General features: G+C 72.6%; 14 protein-coding genes. 9 read left to right on the top strand and 5 right to left on the bottom strand.

Annotation, left to right across the window (positions count from 1 at the left end):
- Positions 1-170 precede the first annotated feature (170 nt).
- Positions 171-2,219, bottom strand: a complete 2,049-nt coding sequence (locus tag ASG70_RS03235; protein WP_056882412.1) for a M4 family metallopeptidase — start codon at positions 2,217-2,219, stop codon at positions 171-173.
- A gap of 417 nt (positions 2,220-2,636) precedes the next feature.
- Here ASG70_RS03235 and ASG70_RS03230 point away from each other — a divergent pair, with 417 nt between their 5' ends.
- Complete coding sequence (locus tag ASG70_RS03230) at positions 2,637-4,568, top strand: CocE/NonD family hydrolase (protein ID WP_082590030.1); 1,932 nt, start codon at positions 2,637-2,639, stop codon at positions 4,566-4,568.
- Between the two features lie 107 nt (positions 4,569-4,675).
- On the opposite strand, the gene ASG70_RS03225 is transcribed toward ASG70_RS03230, so the two are convergent.
- Complete coding sequence (locus ASG70_RS03225) at positions 4,676-5,077, bottom strand: cobalamin B12-binding domain-containing protein (protein WP_056882411.1); 402 nt, start codon at positions 5,075-5,077, stop codon at positions 4,676-4,678.
- 104 nt (positions 5,078-5,181) lie between these two features.
- Between ASG70_RS03225 and ASG70_RS03220 the strand changes: the two genes are divergently transcribed.
- Together ASG70_RS03220 and ASG70_RS03215 are read left to right on the top strand one after the other, a co-directional pair.
- Positions 5,182-6,222 (top strand): alpha/beta fold hydrolase, encoded by a 1,041-nt coding sequence (locus ASG70_RS03220; protein WP_082590028.1) that lies wholly within the window; start codon positions 5,182-5,184, stop codon positions 6,220-6,222.
- Positions 6,223-6,389: 167 nt separating this feature from the next.
- Positions 6,390-7,199, top strand: coding sequence for a M23 family metallopeptidase (locus ASG70_RS03215; protein WP_056882410.1), 810 nt, complete (start codon positions 6,390-6,392; stop codon positions 7,197-7,199).
- 77 nt (positions 7,200-7,276) lie between these two features.
- On the opposite strand, the gene pcrA is transcribed toward ASG70_RS03215, so the two are convergent.
- The gene (pcrA, locus tag ASG70_RS03210) at positions 7,277-9,721 is read right to left on the bottom strand and encodes a DNA helicase PcrA (RefSeq protein WP_056882409.1); all 2,445 of its coding nucleotides are present in this window, start codon (positions 9,719-9,721) and stop codon (positions 7,277-7,279) included.
- A gap of 45 nt (positions 9,722-9,766) precedes the next feature.
- Here pcrA and ASG70_RS03205 point away from each other — a divergent pair, with 45 nt between their 5' ends.
- Together ASG70_RS03205 and ASG70_RS03200 are read left to right on the top strand one after the other, a co-directional pair.
- Complete coding sequence (locus ASG70_RS03205; RefSeq protein WP_056882408.1) at positions 9,767-10,333, top strand: GNAT family N-acetyltransferase; 567 nt, start codon at positions 9,767-9,769, stop codon at positions 10,331-10,333.
- A gap of 48 nt (positions 10,334-10,381) precedes the next feature.
- A complete protein-coding gene (locus tag ASG70_RS03200) occupies positions 10,382-11,728 on the top strand; it encodes an MFS transporter (RefSeq protein WP_056882407.1) in 1,347 nt (448 codons plus the stop codon).
- Between the two features lie 147 nt (positions 11,729-11,875).
- Here ASG70_RS03200 and ASG70_RS19810 read toward each other — a convergent pair whose 3' ends face one another.
- Positions 11,876-13,324, bottom strand: a complete 1,449-nt coding sequence (locus tag ASG70_RS19810; RefSeq protein WP_082590027.1) for an aromatic acid exporter family protein — start codon at positions 13,322-13,324, stop codon at positions 11,876-11,878.
- Between the two features lie 73 nt (positions 13,325-13,397).
- Between ASG70_RS19810 and ASG70_RS03190 the strand changes: the two genes are divergently transcribed.
- Genes ASG70_RS03190 through ASG70_RS03175 form a run of 4 tightly spaced genes read left to right on the top strand, consistent with a single transcriptional unit; the run spans position 13,398 to position 16,997 of the window.
- A complete protein-coding gene (locus ASG70_RS03190; protein WP_056882405.1) occupies positions 13,398-14,222 on the top strand; it encodes a uracil-DNA glycosylase in 825 nt (274 codons plus the stop codon).
- 7 nt (positions 14,223-14,229) lie between these two features.
- Positions 14,230-14,799 carry a GNAT family N-acetyltransferase gene (locus ASG70_RS03185; protein ID WP_056882404.1) on the top strand — a complete coding sequence of 190 codons (570 nt, stop codon included), beginning with the start codon at positions 14,230-14,232 and terminating at the stop codon, positions 14,797-14,799.
- A 37-nt stretch (positions 14,800-14,836) separates the two neighbouring features.
- On the top strand, positions 14,837-15,850 hold the full coding sequence (locus ASG70_RS03180) for a quinone oxidoreductase (RefSeq protein ID WP_056882403.1): 1,014 nt from the start codon (positions 14,837-14,839) through the stop codon (positions 15,848-15,850).
- A 31-nt stretch (positions 15,851-15,881) separates the two neighbouring features.
- On the top strand, positions 15,882-16,997 hold the full coding sequence (locus tag ASG70_RS03175) for a DNA polymerase IV (protein ID WP_056882402.1): 1,116 nt from the start codon (positions 15,882-15,884) through the stop codon (positions 16,995-16,997).
- Between the two features lie 48 nt (positions 16,998-17,045).
- Here the strand turns inward: ASG70_RS03175 and ASG70_RS03170 are convergent, their stop codons facing one another.
- Complete coding sequence (locus tag ASG70_RS03170; protein ID WP_056882401.1) at positions 17,046-17,402, bottom strand: hypothetical protein; 357 nt, start codon at positions 17,400-17,402, stop codon at positions 17,046-17,048.
- Positions 17,403-17,405 lie beyond the last annotated feature (3 nt).

Here is a 17,405-nt window from a genome sequence, read left to right as displayed (position 1 = left end):
GACCACGCGCCGCCGACCCTCGGGTCGGCGGCGCAGTGGTGACGGCGGGGCGGGGCTGGAGGTGTGCCCCTCCCCGCCGCCACCCGTGTGGGGACGACCGGCCGTGTGCGGCGGGCGGTCGAGGTGCTGCCGGGGTGCGTGGGCCGGCTCCGCCGTCCCACGCACCGCGGTCAGCTGGTGGCCAGCGACGTGTCGTCGACGACGAACGACGTCTGCAGCGAGGAGTCCTCGTTCATGAGGAACTTCACGGTCACCGTCTTGCCCTTGTAGGCCAGCACGTTGAACGACTTCTGCGTGTAGGTCGCGTTGGTGCCGACGTTGGAGTAGGTCGCCAGCGTGGTGGTGGTCCCACCGTCGACGACCTGCACCTTCATCGTGTCGTAGGCCGTGCTGCCGGACTCCGCGGTGTCGGTGCGCAGCCAGAAGGACAGCGACGCAGCGGTGGCGGTGGCCGGGATGGTCACGCTCTGCTGCTCGGTCTCGGTCGTCGTGGCGCCGTTGCCGCCCAGCCACATCTTCCAGGAGCCGGTGCGGGCCGGGCGCCCGGTGTTGTTGGTGATGGGGCCGGCCGAGCCGGTCCAGCTCACCGCGCCCGACTCGAAGCCGGGGTTGAGGAGCAGGTTGCCCCCGGTGGGCGGGGGCGTCGTGCCGCCGCAGGACTGGGTGCCGGCGGGCACCGCGATGGCCGTGAAGGCTGCCTCGACCGACTTGCAGGTCTGGCTGCTGGCGCCGTACAGCTCGATGGCCGAGGCGATCGCGCCCTCACGGGCGTTGAGGTAGGTGCTGCCGGACGTGAGCTTGGTCGAGAGCGTGCGGTACCAGACCTTCTCGATGTTGCTGCGGCCGCCGCCGGTGACGGTGGAGCCGTCACAGGTGGGGCTGTTGTAGGAGACACCGTTGACGGTCTTGGCGCCCGAGCCCTCGGAGGCGAGGTAGAACCAGTGGTTCAGCGGGCCCGACGAGTAGTGCGGGTCGAGGCTGCCGAGGGTCGAGGACCAGCAGTCCCTGGACGCGCCGTCCTTGCTCGGCTTGTCCATGTAGCGCAGCGGGGTCCCGTTGCCGTTGATGTTGATCTTCTCGCCGATGAGGTAGTCACCCGGGTCGGCGGAGGAGTTGGCGTACCACTCCACGGCGGTACCGAAGATGTCCGACGTCGCCTCGTTGAGGCCGCCGGCGTCACCGGAGTAGTTGAGGCCCGCGGTGTTCTCGGTGACGCCGTGGCTCATCTCGTGCGCGGCGACGTCGATCGACGTGAGCGGCTTGGCATTGCTCGCGCCGTCGCCGTACGTCATCTGGGTGCCGTCCCAGAACGCGTTGTTGTAGGCGTTGCCGTAGTGGACGCGGCTGCGCGCACCGGCTCCGGTGTTCCAGATACCGTTGCGGCCCAACACGTTCTTGTAGTACGCGAACGTCTTCTCCGCCCCGTACTGCGCGTCGACCGCTGCGGTCTGGCGCGACGAGGTGGTGCCGTTGCCCCAGACGTTGTCGGCGTCGGTGAACTGCGTTCCCGTGCCGGAGGTCGCGCCGTTGAGATCGGTCGTGTAGTTCCCGATCGCGTCCTTGAGCTGGTAGGTGCTGCCCGAGAGGGTCGAATTCAGCGTCACGGTGCCCGAGTACATCGAGTTGCCCGTGCCGTTCATGACCTCGTCCCACGAGGAGAGGACCGCACCGCTCTTGGCGTCCACGACGGTGTGCAGGCGGCTGGGCGTCTGGTCGGACCTGACACCTTCCGTGACGACGTCCCACGCGAGGCGCGGGGAGCCCGTGCCGGCCCAGACGACGAGCTCGCCGTCGTTCTTCTTCGGGGAGTATCCGGCGCGCTTGGCGCCCGAGCTCTCGGCGGAGGTCTCGGCGACGGACGGGGAGGTAGAGGCCACGGCCGCCTTCCCGTTTCCGTTCCAGTGCACCTGGCGGACGGTGCCGGAGGGAGCCTTGTCGACGACCAGGTCGCCACCGAGGACGCGCAGGCCCTTGTAGGTGCGGTCGTAGCGGACGTGCTGGGTGCCGTCACGGTCGGTGACGACGTTGCGCACGACCAGCTTCTCGTCGCTGGACAGGCCCAGCGCGGTGTGGTCCCGGTCGGCCCCGCCCTGGGCGGCGGTGACGCCCGGGGCCTGGGTCGGGGCCGCCGCGGGAGCGGCGGAGGCTGCGGACAGTGGGGTGGCCACTGCCGCGGCGACTGCGACGCCGAGTGCAGCGCCGGTGGACAGTCGGATCACGGGTTTCCTCTTCTCGGACAAGGGTGCGCGGGGAGTTCCTGCACCACGAGGCGACGTCGATTCCCCCTCCGTGAACGGCCACGTCGTGACCGTGGGCGTCGGCGCCGAGCCGACCCAACCCCGCGATCTGCCACAGGGTCAACGAATCTGGCGAAGACTTGACCAAATGCGTGGCAACCTGCGGCGAGAGCCGTCCAGGGCTGCCGAATCTTCTGCCGCAAGCCAAGATCGCGTCAGCACCAGTCCGCCCGGCACGGGCGGACGTCCACGGCTCGGTACGCGCAGCCCACCATGTGGTCTGGCTGCGCCATCCTCCGCGCACCCCGCTGAGCAGGGAGGACGTAACCGCGGGGGTGCCTTCGTCGTTGTCCGTCCACGAGGGCGGTCACCGGACGGCCCGTGCACCGTGGAGGCCCGATGACGCGCCGATCCCCGTTCCGTGCCCGAGGGCGCCGCGCCGCTGCGCTGCTCCCGCTCGCTGCCATCGGCCTCGCGGGCGGCCCCGCCCTCGCCGCCGTGGCCGACCCCCTTGCCGGGACGCCCACAGCAGCGGGCAGCACCTCGAGCACGGCCCTGCAGCCCGTCGACACCTACACCGGCCTGCACTTCACCGTGCCGGCCGGCAACGACGACCTCGGCCGTCCGCAGACCTGCACCATCGACGCCGACCTCTACAAGCCGCACTCCGCCGGCCCCGCCGCTCGCGTGCCGGCCATCCTCACCACCAACGGCTTCGGCGGCAGCAAGGCCGACCAGGCGGGGCTCGGGATGGCGTTCGCCGGGCGTGGCTACGCGGTGCTGTCCTACACCGGGCTCGGCTTCCCGGACAGCGGCTGCAAGATCTCGCTCGACGACCCGGGGGTCGACGGCGTCGCAGCGTCCTCACTCGTGACGTTCCTCGGCGGCGGGGGCACCGCGCCGTACAGCTCCTCGGACGTGGCGGGCGCGGCCGGCGGTCCGGGCACGCTGGAAGTGGACTTCACCGTCCTGGACGACGCCGCCAACCACGACCCGCGGCTCGGCATGATCGGTGGCTCCTACGGTGGGCAGATCCAGTTCGCCACTGCAGCAAGGGATTCGCGCGTCGACACCCTGGTGCCGCTGATCACCTGGAACGACCTGCGCTACTCACTGGCACCCAACAACACCAGCCTCGCGCGCGGCGTCACCTACGCCGACTCGGCGCCGGGGACGCAGAAGATCGGCTGGACCGGACTGTTCTTCGGCGTGGGGATCCTCGACGGGCTGCAGGGCGCCGCGGTCGACCCCGCGCGCAACGTCGGCTGCCCCAACTTCGTCCTGGAGGCCTGCCAGGCGAAGGCGACCCTGGACACGCTCGGCTACCCCACGTCCGACACCTACCAGCTCACCGACCGCGTGTCCGTGGCGCACTACATCGACAAGGTGACGGTGCCGACGTTCCTCATCCAGGGTGAGAACGACACCTTGTTCAACCTCCAGGAGTCGGTCGCCACCTACCGGTCCCTGAAGGCCCGGGGCGTCCCGGTGACCATGGCGTGGCAGTCATGGGGCCACTCCGGCGGCACGGGCGACAACACCGGCGCGGCCCCCGGTGAGCTCGACCTCACCGGCCAGCACATTGAGGACACCTACCTCGGGCTGCGCATCAGGAACTGGTTCGACCACCAGCTCAAGGGCTCGAAGGTCTCGACCGGCCCGGAGTTTGCGTACTTCCGCGATTGGGTGCCCTACACCGGCACGGCCGCCCCGGCCTACGCCAGCGCCTCGTCGTACCCGGTCGGCACGCGCCGCACGTGGTACCTCTCCTCGGCCGACGACCTCGTCACCTCGCGCAAGGCGGTCCTGCCGGGCTCGACGTCCTGGTCCAACCCAGGGTTGGGCGCCCCCGCCTCGTACAGCGAGGTGTCCGGCCTCGAGGGACAGGTGTCGCTCCCGGCCGGGGTCACGACGCCATACGACACCCCCGGCACGTTCGGGGCCTGGTCGACCCCGCCCCTGTCCTCGCCGGTCGACGTCGTGGGCTCCCCCACCCTGGACGTGCAGTTCGACTCGCCGGCGGTCGCGCTGACCCAGGCGGCAGGCCCCAGCGGCCAGCTGCAGGTCTTCGCCAAGCTCTACGACGTGGCCCCTGACGGCTCGAAGACGTTGGTGCACAAGCTGATCAGCCCCGTGCGGGTCGCGGACGTCACCCAGCCGGTGCACATCGAGCTCCCGGCCATCGTCCACCGCGTCGACGCCGGGCACCGCCTGCAGCTGGTACTGGCCAGCACCGACGCGGCCTACAAGAACGCCTATGCCGTGCAGCCGGTCACCGTCCACGCCTCTCCCACGTCCCCGGCCGCACTGAGCATCCCAGTGGTGCCGTAGGGGCACCGCGGCCTGCGTCGTTCGTCGACGCACCAGCGCATTTGGGGGCCAGAAGGTGATCTGTACGTCACCTTCTGGCCCCCAAACGCGAGGAGTCGGGCGAGAGGCTACTGCTGGGTGACGTTCGCCCGGACCCACTCGACGATCTCGGTCGTCGTGGCTCCGGGGGTGAAGACCTTGGCGACGCCGAGCCGGGTCAGCTCGGGGATGTCGCCGTCGGGGATGATGCCGCCGCCGAAGACGACGATGTCGGAGGCGTCGCGCTGCTCGAGCAGCTCCATCACCTTCGCGAAGAGCGTCATGTGGGCGCCCGACAGGACCGAGAGGCCGACGGCGTCGGCGTCCTCCTGGATGGCCGCCTCGACGATCTGCTCGGGGGTCTGGTGCAGGCCGGTGTAGACGACCTCCATGCCGGCGTCGCGCAGGGCGCGGGCGACGACCTTGGCGCCTCGGTCGTGTCCGTCGAGCCCCGGCTTGGCCACGACCACGCGCAACGGTGAGCTAGTCATGGGCGCAGACTATCCACTCCGTGGACACATCCCGACACCGCGTGCGCAGACGTGCGCGCGGTGAGCGCGCGCGGACCGAAGTGCTGCACTAGGTTCGGAAGGTCATGTCGCAGAGCGTCACGCCCTCGCGCCGACCAGCCGCACCGAAGCGGCCCACGTCGGGTGCCTCCGCGCGCGCCTCGGCACCCAGCTCCGGCCCCGCCGCCCTGCGGTCTGCCGCGACGACGGCGGTCGGGCGGGCTGCGGGCCACGTCGCCGCTGCCACGACTGCCGCAGCAGCCGCCGCCCAGGACGTGGTCGGAGGTGCGGCGAAGGCCCTGGCCACGCCGACCGGGCTCGTGGGCGCCGCCGTCGAGGCCGCGTGGCTGACGACCCACCTCGCCCTCTACCCGTGGGGCGCGTTCGGGCGCCACGGACGCGACAGCCACCTCGAGTACCGCGTGGAGCACCTGCCGCCCACCCAGCGCGGCCTCGTGGTGTCCGACGTCGAGGCGGCCGGCACGCCGATCCTGCTGGTGCACGGCATGGTCGACAACCGCTCGATCTTCACCCTCCTGCGCCACGGACTCCGGCGCCGGGGCTTCGGGCGCGTGACGAGCATGAACTACTCCCCCTTCACCGCCGACGTCCGCGTCGCCGCGGTCCGGCTCGCCGAGGAGGTCGAGGCCCTCGTCGCGGAGACCGGGTACGAGCGCATCCACGTCGTCGGCCACTCCATGGGCGGCCTCATCGCGCGCTACTACGTGACCCGCCTCGGCGGGGACGCCCGGGTGCACACGCTCGTCACCCTGGGCACCCCCCACCACGGCACCTACACGGCATACGGCTGGCACAACCAGCTCACCCGGCAGCTGCGCCCCGGCAGCGGGCTCATGCGCGAGCTCGAGCAGCCGGTCCCCCAGTGCCGCACCCGTTTCGTCGTGTACTGGTCGGACCTGGACCAGATGGTCTTCCCCCAGCGCAACGCGGCCCTGACCCACCCCGACCTGAGCGTGCGCAACATCGACCTGCACGGCGTCGGCCACATGTCGCTGCCCATCATCGGCAGCGTGGTGCACGGCATCTCCACGACGCTGGCCCACCTCGACTCCGAGGGCCACACCGTCACCCCCGGCGTCACCGAGCTGCCTCGCCGAGGCGGCTGACCGGCCTTCCTGCTCCCCAGGTCCGCCACCACGCCGTCGTGGCATCCGTGCAGGTCAGCGCGACGCGCGCGGATGTTAGCCGCCTCATCCACAAAGCGCATTTTGGATAACGAACTGGTCACGCTACCCTCGTGGCTTCCGTGTCCCCGCACGAAGGTCACCTCTCTGTGAGCTCCTCCCCCACGTACTCGGGCCGTCACCGCGCCCCGGGCCGCCACCGGGCGCCCCGGCGCGGACCCCGCCTCCCCGCAGGCTTCCGCGGCGGGTTCGTCCTCCCCAGCGCGGCAGCGGCTGCACTGGTCGTCACCGCCACCGGCGCCACCGTGGCCGAGTCCAGCCCCGCGCACGCTGCCCTCACCGGCAACAGCACGACGATGCAGGCGCGCAGCGCCGCGCTCGCGGAGTTCGACCACACCGAGTCCGTGCAGCAGCGCGAGGCCCAGAGCAGCGCCGTCGCCGCGCAGGTGCTCGAGACGCAGCGCAGGGCCGAGGTCGCCCGGATCGCGCGTGACGCCGAGCGCCGGGCCGTCGCCAAGCGACGCTCCGCGGCCGCCGCCGTCAAGAGGGCCGAGGCCGAGCGCAAGTCGCGCGAGGGCTGGATCATGCCGATCAAGGGCGCGGTCTTCACCTCCGGCTACGGCTGGCGCTGGGGCCGCATGCACCAGGGCGACGACTTCGGCACTCCCGTCGGCACCCCGCTGCACGCTATGTCCACCGGCAGGGTCGTCTTCGCCGGCTGGCAGGGCGGCTACGGCAACAAGGTCGAGATCGAGTACTGGGACGGCACCGTCTCCGTGTTCGGCCACATGAGCAGCATCGGCGTCTCGGTGGGCGACAAGGTGGCCCCCGGCGACCTCGTCGGCGCGTCCGGCAACACCGGGCACTCCACCGGCCCCCACCTGCACCTCGAGATCCACCCCAACGGTGGCGCGGCAATCGACCCCGCCCCCTGGCTGCGCGACCACGGCCTGCAGTAGGCCCCGCGCCAACGACAGAGGCGCCCCCGCGGACTTCCGCGGGGGCGCCTCTCGCGTCTGCCGAGCCGTCTGGGCGGCTAGAGCTTCTCGAGGGGGGCGTAGCGCAACAGGAACCGCTTGACGCCGGTGTCGCCGCCGAAGTCGACGTGCGCCTGCGTCTTGTCGCCCTCGCCCTCGGTCTTGACGACCGTGCCCATGCCGTAGCTGTCGTGGGTGACCTTGTCGCCGGCGTGCAGGGAGATGAGCGGCCGGTTGCCGGGCGACCGGACGCCGGGGCGCTGGGCCAGGCGGGCGACCGCAGGAGTCGATGAGCGCCGGAAGCTGTTGGCGGCCTCGGCACGCTGCCAGTCGACCAGGTGGCCAGGGATCTCGTCGAGGAACCGGCTGGCCGGGTTGTACTGCGGCGCACCCCACGCCGAGCGGACCGCGGCCCGCGACAGGTGGAGCCGCTCGCGGGCCCGGGTGATGCCGACGTACGCGAGCCGGCGCTCCTCCTCCAGCTCCTTGGGGTCGCCGAGGGAGCGCAGGTGCGGGAACGTGCCGTCCTCGAGGCCGGTGAGGAACACGACCGGGAACTCGAGGCCCTTGGCGGTGTGCAGCGTCATCAGCGTCACGACGCCGAGGTCCTCCGCCTCCTCGCCGTCGGGGATCTCGTCGGCGTCGGCGACCAGCGACACCTGCTCGAGGAAGTCCTCGAGCGAGGCCACCTCACCGGTCTCCGCGCGGGTCTCGTCGAACTCCTGCGCGACGGCCACGAGCTCGGCGAGGTTCTCGATGCGGGTCTCGTCCTGCGGGTCGTGCGACGCGCGCAGCTCGGCGAGGTAGCCGGACTTCTCGATGACCGCCTCGAGCAGCGCGCCGACACCCTGCTCGTCGTCCTCGTGCACCCGGCCGAGCTCCTCGAGCAGGCCGGTGAACCCCTTGATGGCCGCGACCGAGCGGGTGGCGATGCCAGGGGCGTCCTCAGGACGGCCCAGGGCCGCGACGAACGGGATGCGCTCGCGCTCGGCGAGGGCCGCGACGCAGGCCTCGGCCCGGTCGCCGATGCCGCGCTTGGGCACGTTGAGGATGCGCCGCAGGTTGACCGTGTCGGTGGGGTTGGAGATGACGCGCAGGTAGGCCAGGGCGTCCTTGACCTCGCGACGCTCGTAGAACCGCGTGCCGCCAACCACCTTGTAGGGCAACCCGACCCGCACGAACACCTCTTCGAGCGCACGTGACTGGGCGTTGGTGCGGTAGAAGACCGCGACGTCCTTGGGTTTCACGCCCGCGGTGTCGCCGAGCTCGTCGATCGTCTTGGCGACGAACGCGGCCTCGTCGTGCTCGTTGTCGCCGACGTAGCCCACGATGAGCGAGCCGTCACCGCTGTCGGTCCACAGGTTCTTCTTGCGTCGCTCGGGGTTCTTGGCGATGACCGAGTTGGCCGCCTGCAGGATCGTCTGGGTCGAGCGGTAGTTCTGCTCGAGCAGGATGGTCCGCGCGTCGGGGTAGTCCTCCTCGAACTCCACGATGTTGCGGATCGTCGCGCCACGGAAGGCGTAGATGGACTGGTCGGCGTCGCCGACCACCACGAGTTCGGCGGGCGGCACCTCGGGGCCGTCACCGACCGGCATACCGGCCGAGCCCGCTGCCCCACCGACCAGCTCACGCACGAGCTGGTACTGCGCGTGGTTGGTGTCCTGGTACTCGTCGACGAGCACGTGGCGGAACCGGCGCCGGTAGTGCTCGGCGACGTCGGGGAACGCCTGGAGGATGTTGACCGTGGTCATGATGAGGTCGTCGAAGTCGAGGGCGTTGGCCTGGCGCAGGCGTCGCTGGTAGCCGGTGTAGGCCTCGGCGAGCATCCGCTCCTGATGGGTGCCCTCCGCGACTCGGGAGGCGAACGTCTCCTCGTCGACCAGCTCGTTCTTCAGGTTGGACACCTGGTGGCTGAACGACCGCGGCGGGTAGCGCTTGGGGTCGAGGTCGAGGTCGCGCATGACCATCGCCATGAGCCGCTGGCTGTCGGCGGCGTCGTAGATGGAGAACGTCGACTTCAGCCCCACCTTGCCGGCCTCGCGGCGCAGGATCCGCACGCACGCGGAGTGGAACGTCATCACCCACATGGCCTTAGCGCGCGGCCCCACCAGGGCTGCGACGCGCTCGCGCATCTCGGCGGCGGCCTTGTTGGTGAACGTGATGGCCAGCACCTGACCGGGCTGCACGCCACGGGCGGCGAGGAGGTAGGCGATGCGGTTGGTGAGCACGCGGGTCTTGCCCGAGCCTGCACCGGCGACGATGAGCAGCGGCGACCCCTCGTGCAGGACGGCCTCGCGCTGCTGGGTGTTGAGCCCCTCGAGCAGCGCCTCAGGGTCGGCGTGGCCACCGGACCCGCCGTCGGGGCCGTGGCCCTCAGCGGCGGCCTGCGCCCACGTGGGGACGCCACGCTCGTCCACAGCGGTCGCCCGCGCGGCGGCTGCCGAGGGTCGGGAGTCGGGAGACGGTGAACCGTCGAAGGGCAGGTCGTCGAACAGCGTGCTCATGTTGCCTCCAGCCTACGTGCCGCGGCCGACAGGTAGCGTCGCCGCATGACCCATCTCGTCCCTCCGCACGTGCGTCACCAGGACTCCTACCTGGCGGCGACGGACGAGTTCCTCGCCTCCGGGGAGCAGCGTGACGGCGACGGCGACTGGGTCCAGGAGCCGGAGGACGGCTACGCGGGGTTCGCGTTCACCCGGGACGACCTGCGCGACCGCGGGGAGTTCGCGCGGTTCGTGGCGCAGCGGCGGCGCGCCTGCGACGAGGACGCGCCGCGCCGGCGCGGCTGGACCCCGGTGACCTTCCTGTGGATGGTGGACGGCGACGAGTACGTGGGGTCGCTGGCGATCAGGCACCGGCTGACCGAGCGGCTGATCGAGGAGGGTGGCCACATCGGGTACAGCGTGCGGCCCACCGCCCGTCGGCACGGGCACGCGACGCGCGCCCTCGCGCAGGCTCTCGTGCTGGCCCACGGCGTCGTGGACGGCCCCCGGGTGCTCCTCACCTGCTTGGAGGAGAACGCCGGGTCGCGGGCAGTGATCGAGGCCAACCGCGGCGAGTACGAGGACAGCCGTGGAGGTGTCCGCCGCTACTGGCTCCCGACCCGTCCGGGCTGAGCCTCGAAGTCACGAAAACACGGTTGCCACGCCGCGTAGCGTGAGGACGTGGCCGACCAGACGCCCGTCCGGGACCTGTTGCGCGAGCGCCAGTTCGCGCTGCTGGTCAGTGCCCGGACGCTGTCGATGCTGGCCGTGGCCTTCGCCCCCGTGGCCCTCGCGTTCGGCATCCTCGACCTGCCAGGGGCCACCCCGACGACGCTGTCCACCGTCCTCGCCGCCGAGTCCATCGCAGTCGTCCTGTTCATCCTGGTGGGTGGCGTCGTGGCCGACCGCTACCCGCGCCACCGCGTCCTGCAGGTCGCCGAGTGGGTCAACGCCCTCGCCCACGCGGCGCTCGCCGTGATGGTGGGTACGGAGCACGCGCCCCTCTGGGGGCTGGCCGCCGCCGCCGTCGTGTCCGGCACCGCCACCGCCACGGTGTGGCCCGCGCTGACCGGCATCGTCCCTGAGGTCGTGCCGCCGGAGCACCTCCAGCAGGGCAACGCCGTGCTCGCCCTCGGCACCAACATCGCCAGGGTGGCGGGGCTGGTCGCGGGCGGGATCGTCGTGGCCGGCGTCGGCGGAGGCTGGGCGCTGGCGATCGCGAGCGCGTCGTTCGCCTGCTCGGGTCTCCTCGTGGCGCTCATGCGGCTGCCGGCGCGACCCGCCCTCGTGGCAGCGGCTAGGTCGGGGGCCTCTGGGTCGGGGGCCCCTGAGGGAGCTGTCTCTGGGAAGGCGGGCTCGAACTCGGCGCTGGCGGACCTGCGGGACGGCTGGGACGAGTTCCGCTCGCGGCAGTGGCTGTGGGTGGTGGTCGTGCAGTTCTCGGTGCTGGTCATGGTGTTCCAGGCCGCCCACCTCGTCCTCGGACCCGTGGTGGCCCGGGAGGAGCTCGGCGGACCCACCGCGTGGACCGCGGTCCTCACCGGCGAGGCGGTCGGCCTCATCGTCGGGGTGCTGGTGGCCATGCGCCTGCGGCCCCGGCGCCCGATCCTGCTCGGCGTGCTGCTCACCCTGGGCGCCGCGCCGCCATACCTCCTGCTCGGGGCCAGCGCCCCGCTGTGGGTGGTCGTGGCGTCGGCGTTCGTGCTCGGGCTGTGCTTCGACCTGTTCGGGATCCTGTGGCAGACGACCATGCAGCGTGTGGTGCCGCCGGCGGCCCTGTCACGGGTGAGCTCGTACGACGCGATGGGGTCGATGCTCCTCGGGCCGCTCGGGCTCGTGCTGGCCGGGCCTGCGGCGGAACACGTCGGTGCACACCGGGCCCTGGTGGTGTGCGGGGTCGTCATGGTGGTCACGACCCTGGGCGCGCTCGCCTCCCCCGGCGTGCGCAACCTCGTGGCGCCGGGTCCTGCAGCCGTGGCTCTGCCCGTCGGCAACCCCGAGGTCGACCCCGTCGCGCCACTTCCGTGAGCGGCGAAGTCTGGGACTTCGGGTCCTGGCGGCGGCCTGAGCGCCGAAGTCTGGGACTTCGGGCCACAGAGGGTGATTTGGCCCGAGGTCTGGGACTTCGGCGCACCATGGCCGGGGCAGGGGCAGGGGCGGGGGCGAGGTTCGGGGTCAGCGAGGGTGGTGGTGGCTGCTCGTGGGCGAGAGGGAGTCCGGGGCGCCGGACCAGGTGCCGGTACGCCGCGCGCGGGCCCGCGGCAGCGCGTCACGCACCAGCGGGGCCACCGCCGCGATCGGCGCCGGGCGCTGCCACGCGGAACGGAGGCGGGCACGCCGTTCGAGGTCGAGCTGCACCAGGACCTGCTCCACGGCGGCGAGCACCGAGCCCCGCAGCAGCCACAGCTCGAGCCGCCCCTCCGGCCGGCTCGTGAGCAGCTCGGTCAGGATCGCGCGGGTCTCCCGCAGGATCTCCAGGCTCTCGGCGAGGGCCTCCTCGGCCCGCTCCTGCGCGCCGCCGGCCTCGGCGTACACCAGGCGGCCGTAGGCCCGCAGGCAGTCGCCGACGTCCGCCAGCACCACCGAGAACGCCAGCCGCGCGTCCTCGTCGAACGCGTCCTCGGGCAGGACGTCGTCCTCGGGGCCGGCGCCCCCGTCCCGGTCGCCCCGGTCGCCCCGGTCGCCCCGGTCGCCCCGGTCGCCCCGGTCGTCCCGGTCGTCCCGGTCGCCCCGGTCGCCCCGGTCGTCCCGGTCGTCCCGGTGCTCGGGCGGCAGCTCGACGAGGATCACCGTGAACAGGGCCCGGATCGCGAGGACGGTGGCCTCGAGCCGGTCCAGCCCCTCACGCAGGCCGGGTTCGACGTCCCGCGTGGTCAGGGCCCGGGTGTTGAACCGGCGGCCCTCCTTGACCTGCGTCACCACGCTCGACGCCTCGGCGACGTGCGCGGCGACCCTCCGGGTCTCGTCGGCCCACTCCTCGACCTCGCTGCGACGCAGGCGTTCGGTCGCCATCGAGCGGGACGCCCGGTCGAGGCAGTCGGCGGTGGCGTAGGCGACGCGCAGGACGGCCGACCCCGCCCGGCCGCTGGGCACGGCCGACGGCAGCACGAGGTTGAAGACGACCCCGACCCCGGCGCCGACGAGGGTGAGGGCGATGCGCGCCTCGGCGGCGACGTCCGGTGAGCGCACCGCGAGGATGAGCATGGCGCTGATCGGCACCTCGAGCGCCTGCTCACCGAGACGGAACACGCGGGCGAGCACCAGCGACGCGGCGATCACGGCTCCGAGGCTCCACCACGACAACCCGGCGAGGGCGGAGAACCCCACGGCCACGAGCACCCCGGTGAGCACGGCGCCGACCCGCAGCACGCTCATCCGCAGCGTCGAGAAGGCCGACGCCTGGACCACGAGCAGCGCCGTCAGCGGAGCGGTGAGGTCGGTGGAGATGCCGGTGAGCCGGGCCGCGATGAGCCAGGCGATGACCGCCGCCGAGGTGAGCCGCAGCACCCACGCGAGCGTCGGTCGAAGCCGCACGGGCAGGTCGACCCATCGCGTCGGGCGTCCCGGCCAGGCGCGGTCGGCGACCACCGACAACCACCCGCGTACGTCCCTGAGCTCGGCCACGCACAGAGGTTCGCACGGTCGGGGCCGGGGCGACAGGCGAGCGCCGGGCCGACGCCGCGTCTACGGTGGCCGGGTGCGCGACCCACACCCGGTCACCGGGCAGCCGTTCACCTCGCCGGTGCCTCCGGGCACGGGGTGGCCGGGCGACCCCGCCACGGCCGGGACGCCCGTCGCCCGGACACCGATGCAGGTCGTCCGCCTGGCCGGCTCCTCCCCCGACACCGCCGAGCTCGACGCCCGGGTGTCGGTGTGCCGTGCCTGCCCCCGCCTCGTGGCCTGGCGCGAGTCCGTCGCGACCACCGGGCGACGCGCATCGTTCGCCGACCAGCCGTACTGGGGTCGCCCCGGTCCCGGGTTCGGCGACCCCGAAGCGGAGGTGCTCCTCGTGGGGCTGGCCCCCGCGGCGAACGGCACCAACCGCACCGGCCGGATGTTCACCGGCGACCGCAGCGGCGACTGGCTGTACGCCGCGCTGCACCGCGCGGGGTACGCCAGCCAGCCGCAGTCGTGGGCCAGCGGCGACGGGTTGCAGCTCAAGGGGATCCGCATCGTCGCGGCGGTGCGCTGCGCGCCGCCGGACAACAAGCCCACCACCCAGGAGAAGGCGACCTGCTCGGCCTGGCTCGACCGCGACGTCACCCTCGCCGCACCACGGCTGCGGGCGGTGCTGGCCCTTGGATCGATCGGGTGGGACGCCGCGCTCGGCAGCGCGCGAAGGCTCGGCTGGGACGTCCCGCGCCCCAAGCCGAGGTTCGGGCACGGGGCCGAGGCGGTCCTCACCACCCCCGAGGGACGGCCGGTCCGGCTCGTCGGCAGCTACCACGTGAGCCAGCAGAACACCTTCACCGGCAAGCTCACCGAGGCCATGCTCGACGCCGCCATCGCCCGGTTGGCATAGTCGCGACATGGTCCTGCTGGCGACACCGCACCTGCGCTTCCACCGCTCCTTCCTCGCCGCGGCGGACGAGTTCGACGCAGCGGGCGAGTCCGCCCACGACGGCATCGTCAACTGGCCGGCCGAGGGCGACTTCCCCGGTGTCGTCTTCACCCGCGAGGCGCTGGAGGACCCCGCGGAGTTCGAGCGCCTCGTGGCCAACCGGGTCGGGGACGAGGACGAGGCGAGCCTGCGACCTCCGGGCTGGACCACCGCGACGTACTGGTGGATGGAGGACCCCGAGCGGCCCGACGAGTACGTCGGCTCCATCTCGCTGCGTCACCACATCGACCACCCGCTGCTCTCGACGGTCGGGGGCCACGTCGGGTACGGCGTGCGGCCGACCGCCCGGCGGCGCGGGTTCGCCAGCGACGCCCTGCGCCAGGTCGTGCCCCTCGCTGCCGCCCGCGGCATCGACCGCCTGCTGGTCACCTGCGACCTCGACAACGTCGCATCCGCGCGGACCATCGAGGCGTGCGGCGGTGTCTTCGAGGGCGAGATGAGCGGCAAGCGCCGCTACTGGATCGACACCGGTGCCTGACCTCGCCGCCCGCGGGGGCCTCGCCTAGGGTCGGGCCATGGCTTCCGACACCGATGTGCAGACCCCCGGCGGCACCACTGCGCGGGCCCTGGTCGTGCCCCGCCACGGCGACTCCTCCGTCCTCGAGGTCCGGGACGTCGCGGTCCCGATGCCAGGTGAGGGCGAGGTGCAGGTCGAGGTCGCGGCCGTCGGCGTCAACTTCATCGACGTCTACCAGCGCCAGGGCGTCTACCCCCTGACGACCCCGTTCGTGTCCTGCTCCGAGGGCGCAGGCACCGTCACCGCGGTGGGACCGGGCGTCGACGGGGTCCAGGTCGGCGACCGGGTCGCGTGGGGGCAGGAGCTCGGCGCCGGGGCGACGGTGGTCAACCGTCCGGCCGACGTCCTGGTTCCCGTCCCGGACGGCGTCGACCTCGACGTGGCCGCGGCCGCGATGCTCCAGGGCATGACCGCGCACTACCTCGTCACCTCCACGTACCCGGTCGGCGAGGGGACCGTGGCGCTGGTCCACGCGGCGGCCGGCGGGGTGGGGCAGCTGCTCGTCCAGATGGTCAAGGCCAAGGGCGGACGGGTCATCGCGACGGCGGGTTCGGCGGCCAAGCTGGAGATCGCGCGGGGCCTCGGCGCCGACGCCCTCATCAACTACGCCGAGGTCGACGACCTGGCCGCCGAGGTGCGGAAGGCCAACGGGGACAAGGGAGTCGACGTCGTCTACGACGGGGTCGGCAAGGCGACGTTCGACGCGTCCCTCGCGTCCCTGCGCCCCCGGGGGATGATGGTGCTGTTCGGTGGCGCGAGCGGGCAGGTGCCGCCGCTGGACCTCCAGCGGCTCAACAGCGGGGGCTCGCTGTTCGTCACCCGCCCGACGCTCGGCCACTACACCGCCACCCGCGAGGAGCTGCTCGAGCGCGGCACCGCGGTGCTCGGCGACATCGCGGCCGGGAGGCTGCGCATCGACATCGGTGGCCGCTACCCGCTGGAGCAGGCGGCCACCGCCTACGACGACCTCGAAGGGCGCCGGACCACCGGCAAGCTGCTCCTGCTCCCCTGACGCTGTCACCGACCCGCGGCAGGATGGGGCCATGGTCGAGCAGGAGACCTCCGGGTCGGCGGTCGTGCCGCGCTGGGTGCTGCACGTCGACCTCGACCAGTTCATCGCCGCGGTCGAGGTGCTGCGGCGGCCCGAGCTGGCAGGACTCCCGGTCGTCGTGGGTGGGCGCGGCGACCCCACCGAGCGGGCCGTGGTGTCGACCGCCTCCTACGAGGCCCGCGAGCACGGCGTCCACTCGGGCATGCCCTTGCGGCTGGCGGCCCGCAAGTGTCCCGACGCGGTCTTCCTCCCCGTCGACGGCCCGGTCTACGACGCGGCCTCGGCCGAGGTGATGGCGACGCTCAAAGGCGTGCCCGGCGCCGTCGTCGAGGTGCTCGGGTGGGACGAGGCGTTCGTCGGCCTCGAGACCGACGACCCCTGGGCCTGCGCCCGCGCCATCCAGGCAGCGGTTCTCGAGCGCACCGACCTGCACTGCTCGGTCGGGGTCGGCGACACCAAGGTCCGCGCCAAGATCGCCACCGACTTCGGCAAGCCGCGCGGGGTGTTCGAGCTGACCCGCGACAACTGGTTCGAGGTGATGGGCGAGCGGCCCACGACGGCCCTGTGGGGTGTGGGCTCGCGCATCGCGGCTCGCCTGGCCAAGCACGGCTACGCCACCGTGCGCGACCTCGCCGCCGCCGACGAGGCGGTGCTCGTCGGCGAGTTCGGGCCGTCGATGGGGCCGCACTACGGGCGGCTCGGGCGCGGCGACGGGTCGGCGACGGTGGACGACACGCCATGGGTCGCCCGTGCGCACGGGCGCGAGACGACCTACCAGCAGGACCTCGTGTCGCCCGAGGAGGTCGAGGAGGCGATCGCGGTGCTCGCCCGGCAGGTGGTGGAGGACATCCGGCGCGAGGACCGCGCCTGCGCCCGGGTGCACCTCAAGGTGCGGTTCGCGCCGTTCTTCACCACCACGCGCATCCGCAAGCTGGCCGAGCCGACGTTCGACCCGGCGGTCATCGCCGCCACGGCGCTCGACCTGCTGCGGGCCCTCGGTGACGACCGGCCGATCAGGCTGCTCGGCGTGCGCGCCGAGATGGTGCCGCCCCCGGGTGGGTATGCCGCGCCGCGCACCACGGGCCGCGGCGGCCCCTCGGCCCGCTGACCGGGCGCCGGCTGGGGTGCCGGGGGCTGGAGTGCCGGGGGCGGGCGTTCAGCTCCAGACGGCCGCGATGACGACGTTGACCACGCCCAGGGCGCCGGCGGCACGGATGAGGGCGCTGCCGTCCTGACCGCGCTTCGTGCGGGCGCGCCCGATCTCGAGGAGGGCGACCACGGCGATGGCGACCAGCAGCTTCACACCGATCTTGGTGTGGTTGAGGTGCTCGTCGAGCGAGCTGACGCCTTCCGCGAGGCCCACGAGCACCAGCCCGGTGACGAGCTGCGCGCGAGCACCCCAGGCCATGACCGTCGTGGAGGAGGCACCGGTCAGCAGGACCAGCCAGCCACCGACGAGGGCGGCCATGCCGAGGAGGTGGGCAACGACGAAGAGGTCGTACACGAGCTGCATACC

Origin of the sequence: Phycicoccus sp. Soil748 (assembly GCF_001428025.1) — a bacterium.
Classification (GTDB): Bacteria; Actinomycetota; Actinomycetes; order Actinomycetales; family Dermatophilaceae; genus Pedococcus.
This window is presented reverse-complemented; position numbering and strand designations above follow the sequence as displayed.

Coding starts and splice junctions, on each gene's coding strand:
- ASG70_RS03205 (WP_056882408.1), top strand. CDS start 9,767: ATGACCCATCTCGTCCCTCCGCACGTGCGTCACCAGGACTCCTACCTG.
- ASG70_RS03220 (WP_082590028.1), top strand. CDS start 5,182: ATGTCGCAGAGCGTCACGCCCTCGCGCCGACCAGCCGCACCGAAGCGG.
- ASG70_RS03180 (WP_056882403.1), top strand. CDS start 14,837: ATGGCTTCCGACACCGATGTGCAGACCCCCGGCGGCACCACTGCGCGG.
- ASG70_RS03175 (WP_056882402.1), top strand. CDS start 15,882: ATGGTCGAGCAGGAGACCTCCGGGTCGGCGGTCGTGCCGCGCTGGGTG.
- ASG70_RS03185 (WP_056882404.1), top strand. CDS start 14,230: ATGGTCCTGCTGGCGACACCGCACCTGCGCTTCCACCGCTCCTTCCTC.
- ASG70_RS03170 (WP_056882401.1), bottom strand. CDS start 17,402: ATGCAGCTCGTGTACGACCTCTTCGTCGTTGCCCACCTCCTCGGCATG.
- ASG70_RS03230 (WP_082590030.1), top strand. CDS start 2,637: ATGACGCGCCGATCCCCGTTCCGTGCCCGAGGGCGCCGCGCCGCTGCG.
- ASG70_RS03225 (WP_056882411.1), bottom strand. CDS start 5,077: ATGACTAGCTCACCGTTGCGCGTGGTCGTGGCCAAGCCGGGGCTCGAC.
- pcrA (WP_056882409.1), bottom strand. CDS start 9,721: ATGAGCACGCTGTTCGACGACCTGCCCTTCGACGGTTCACCGTCTCCC.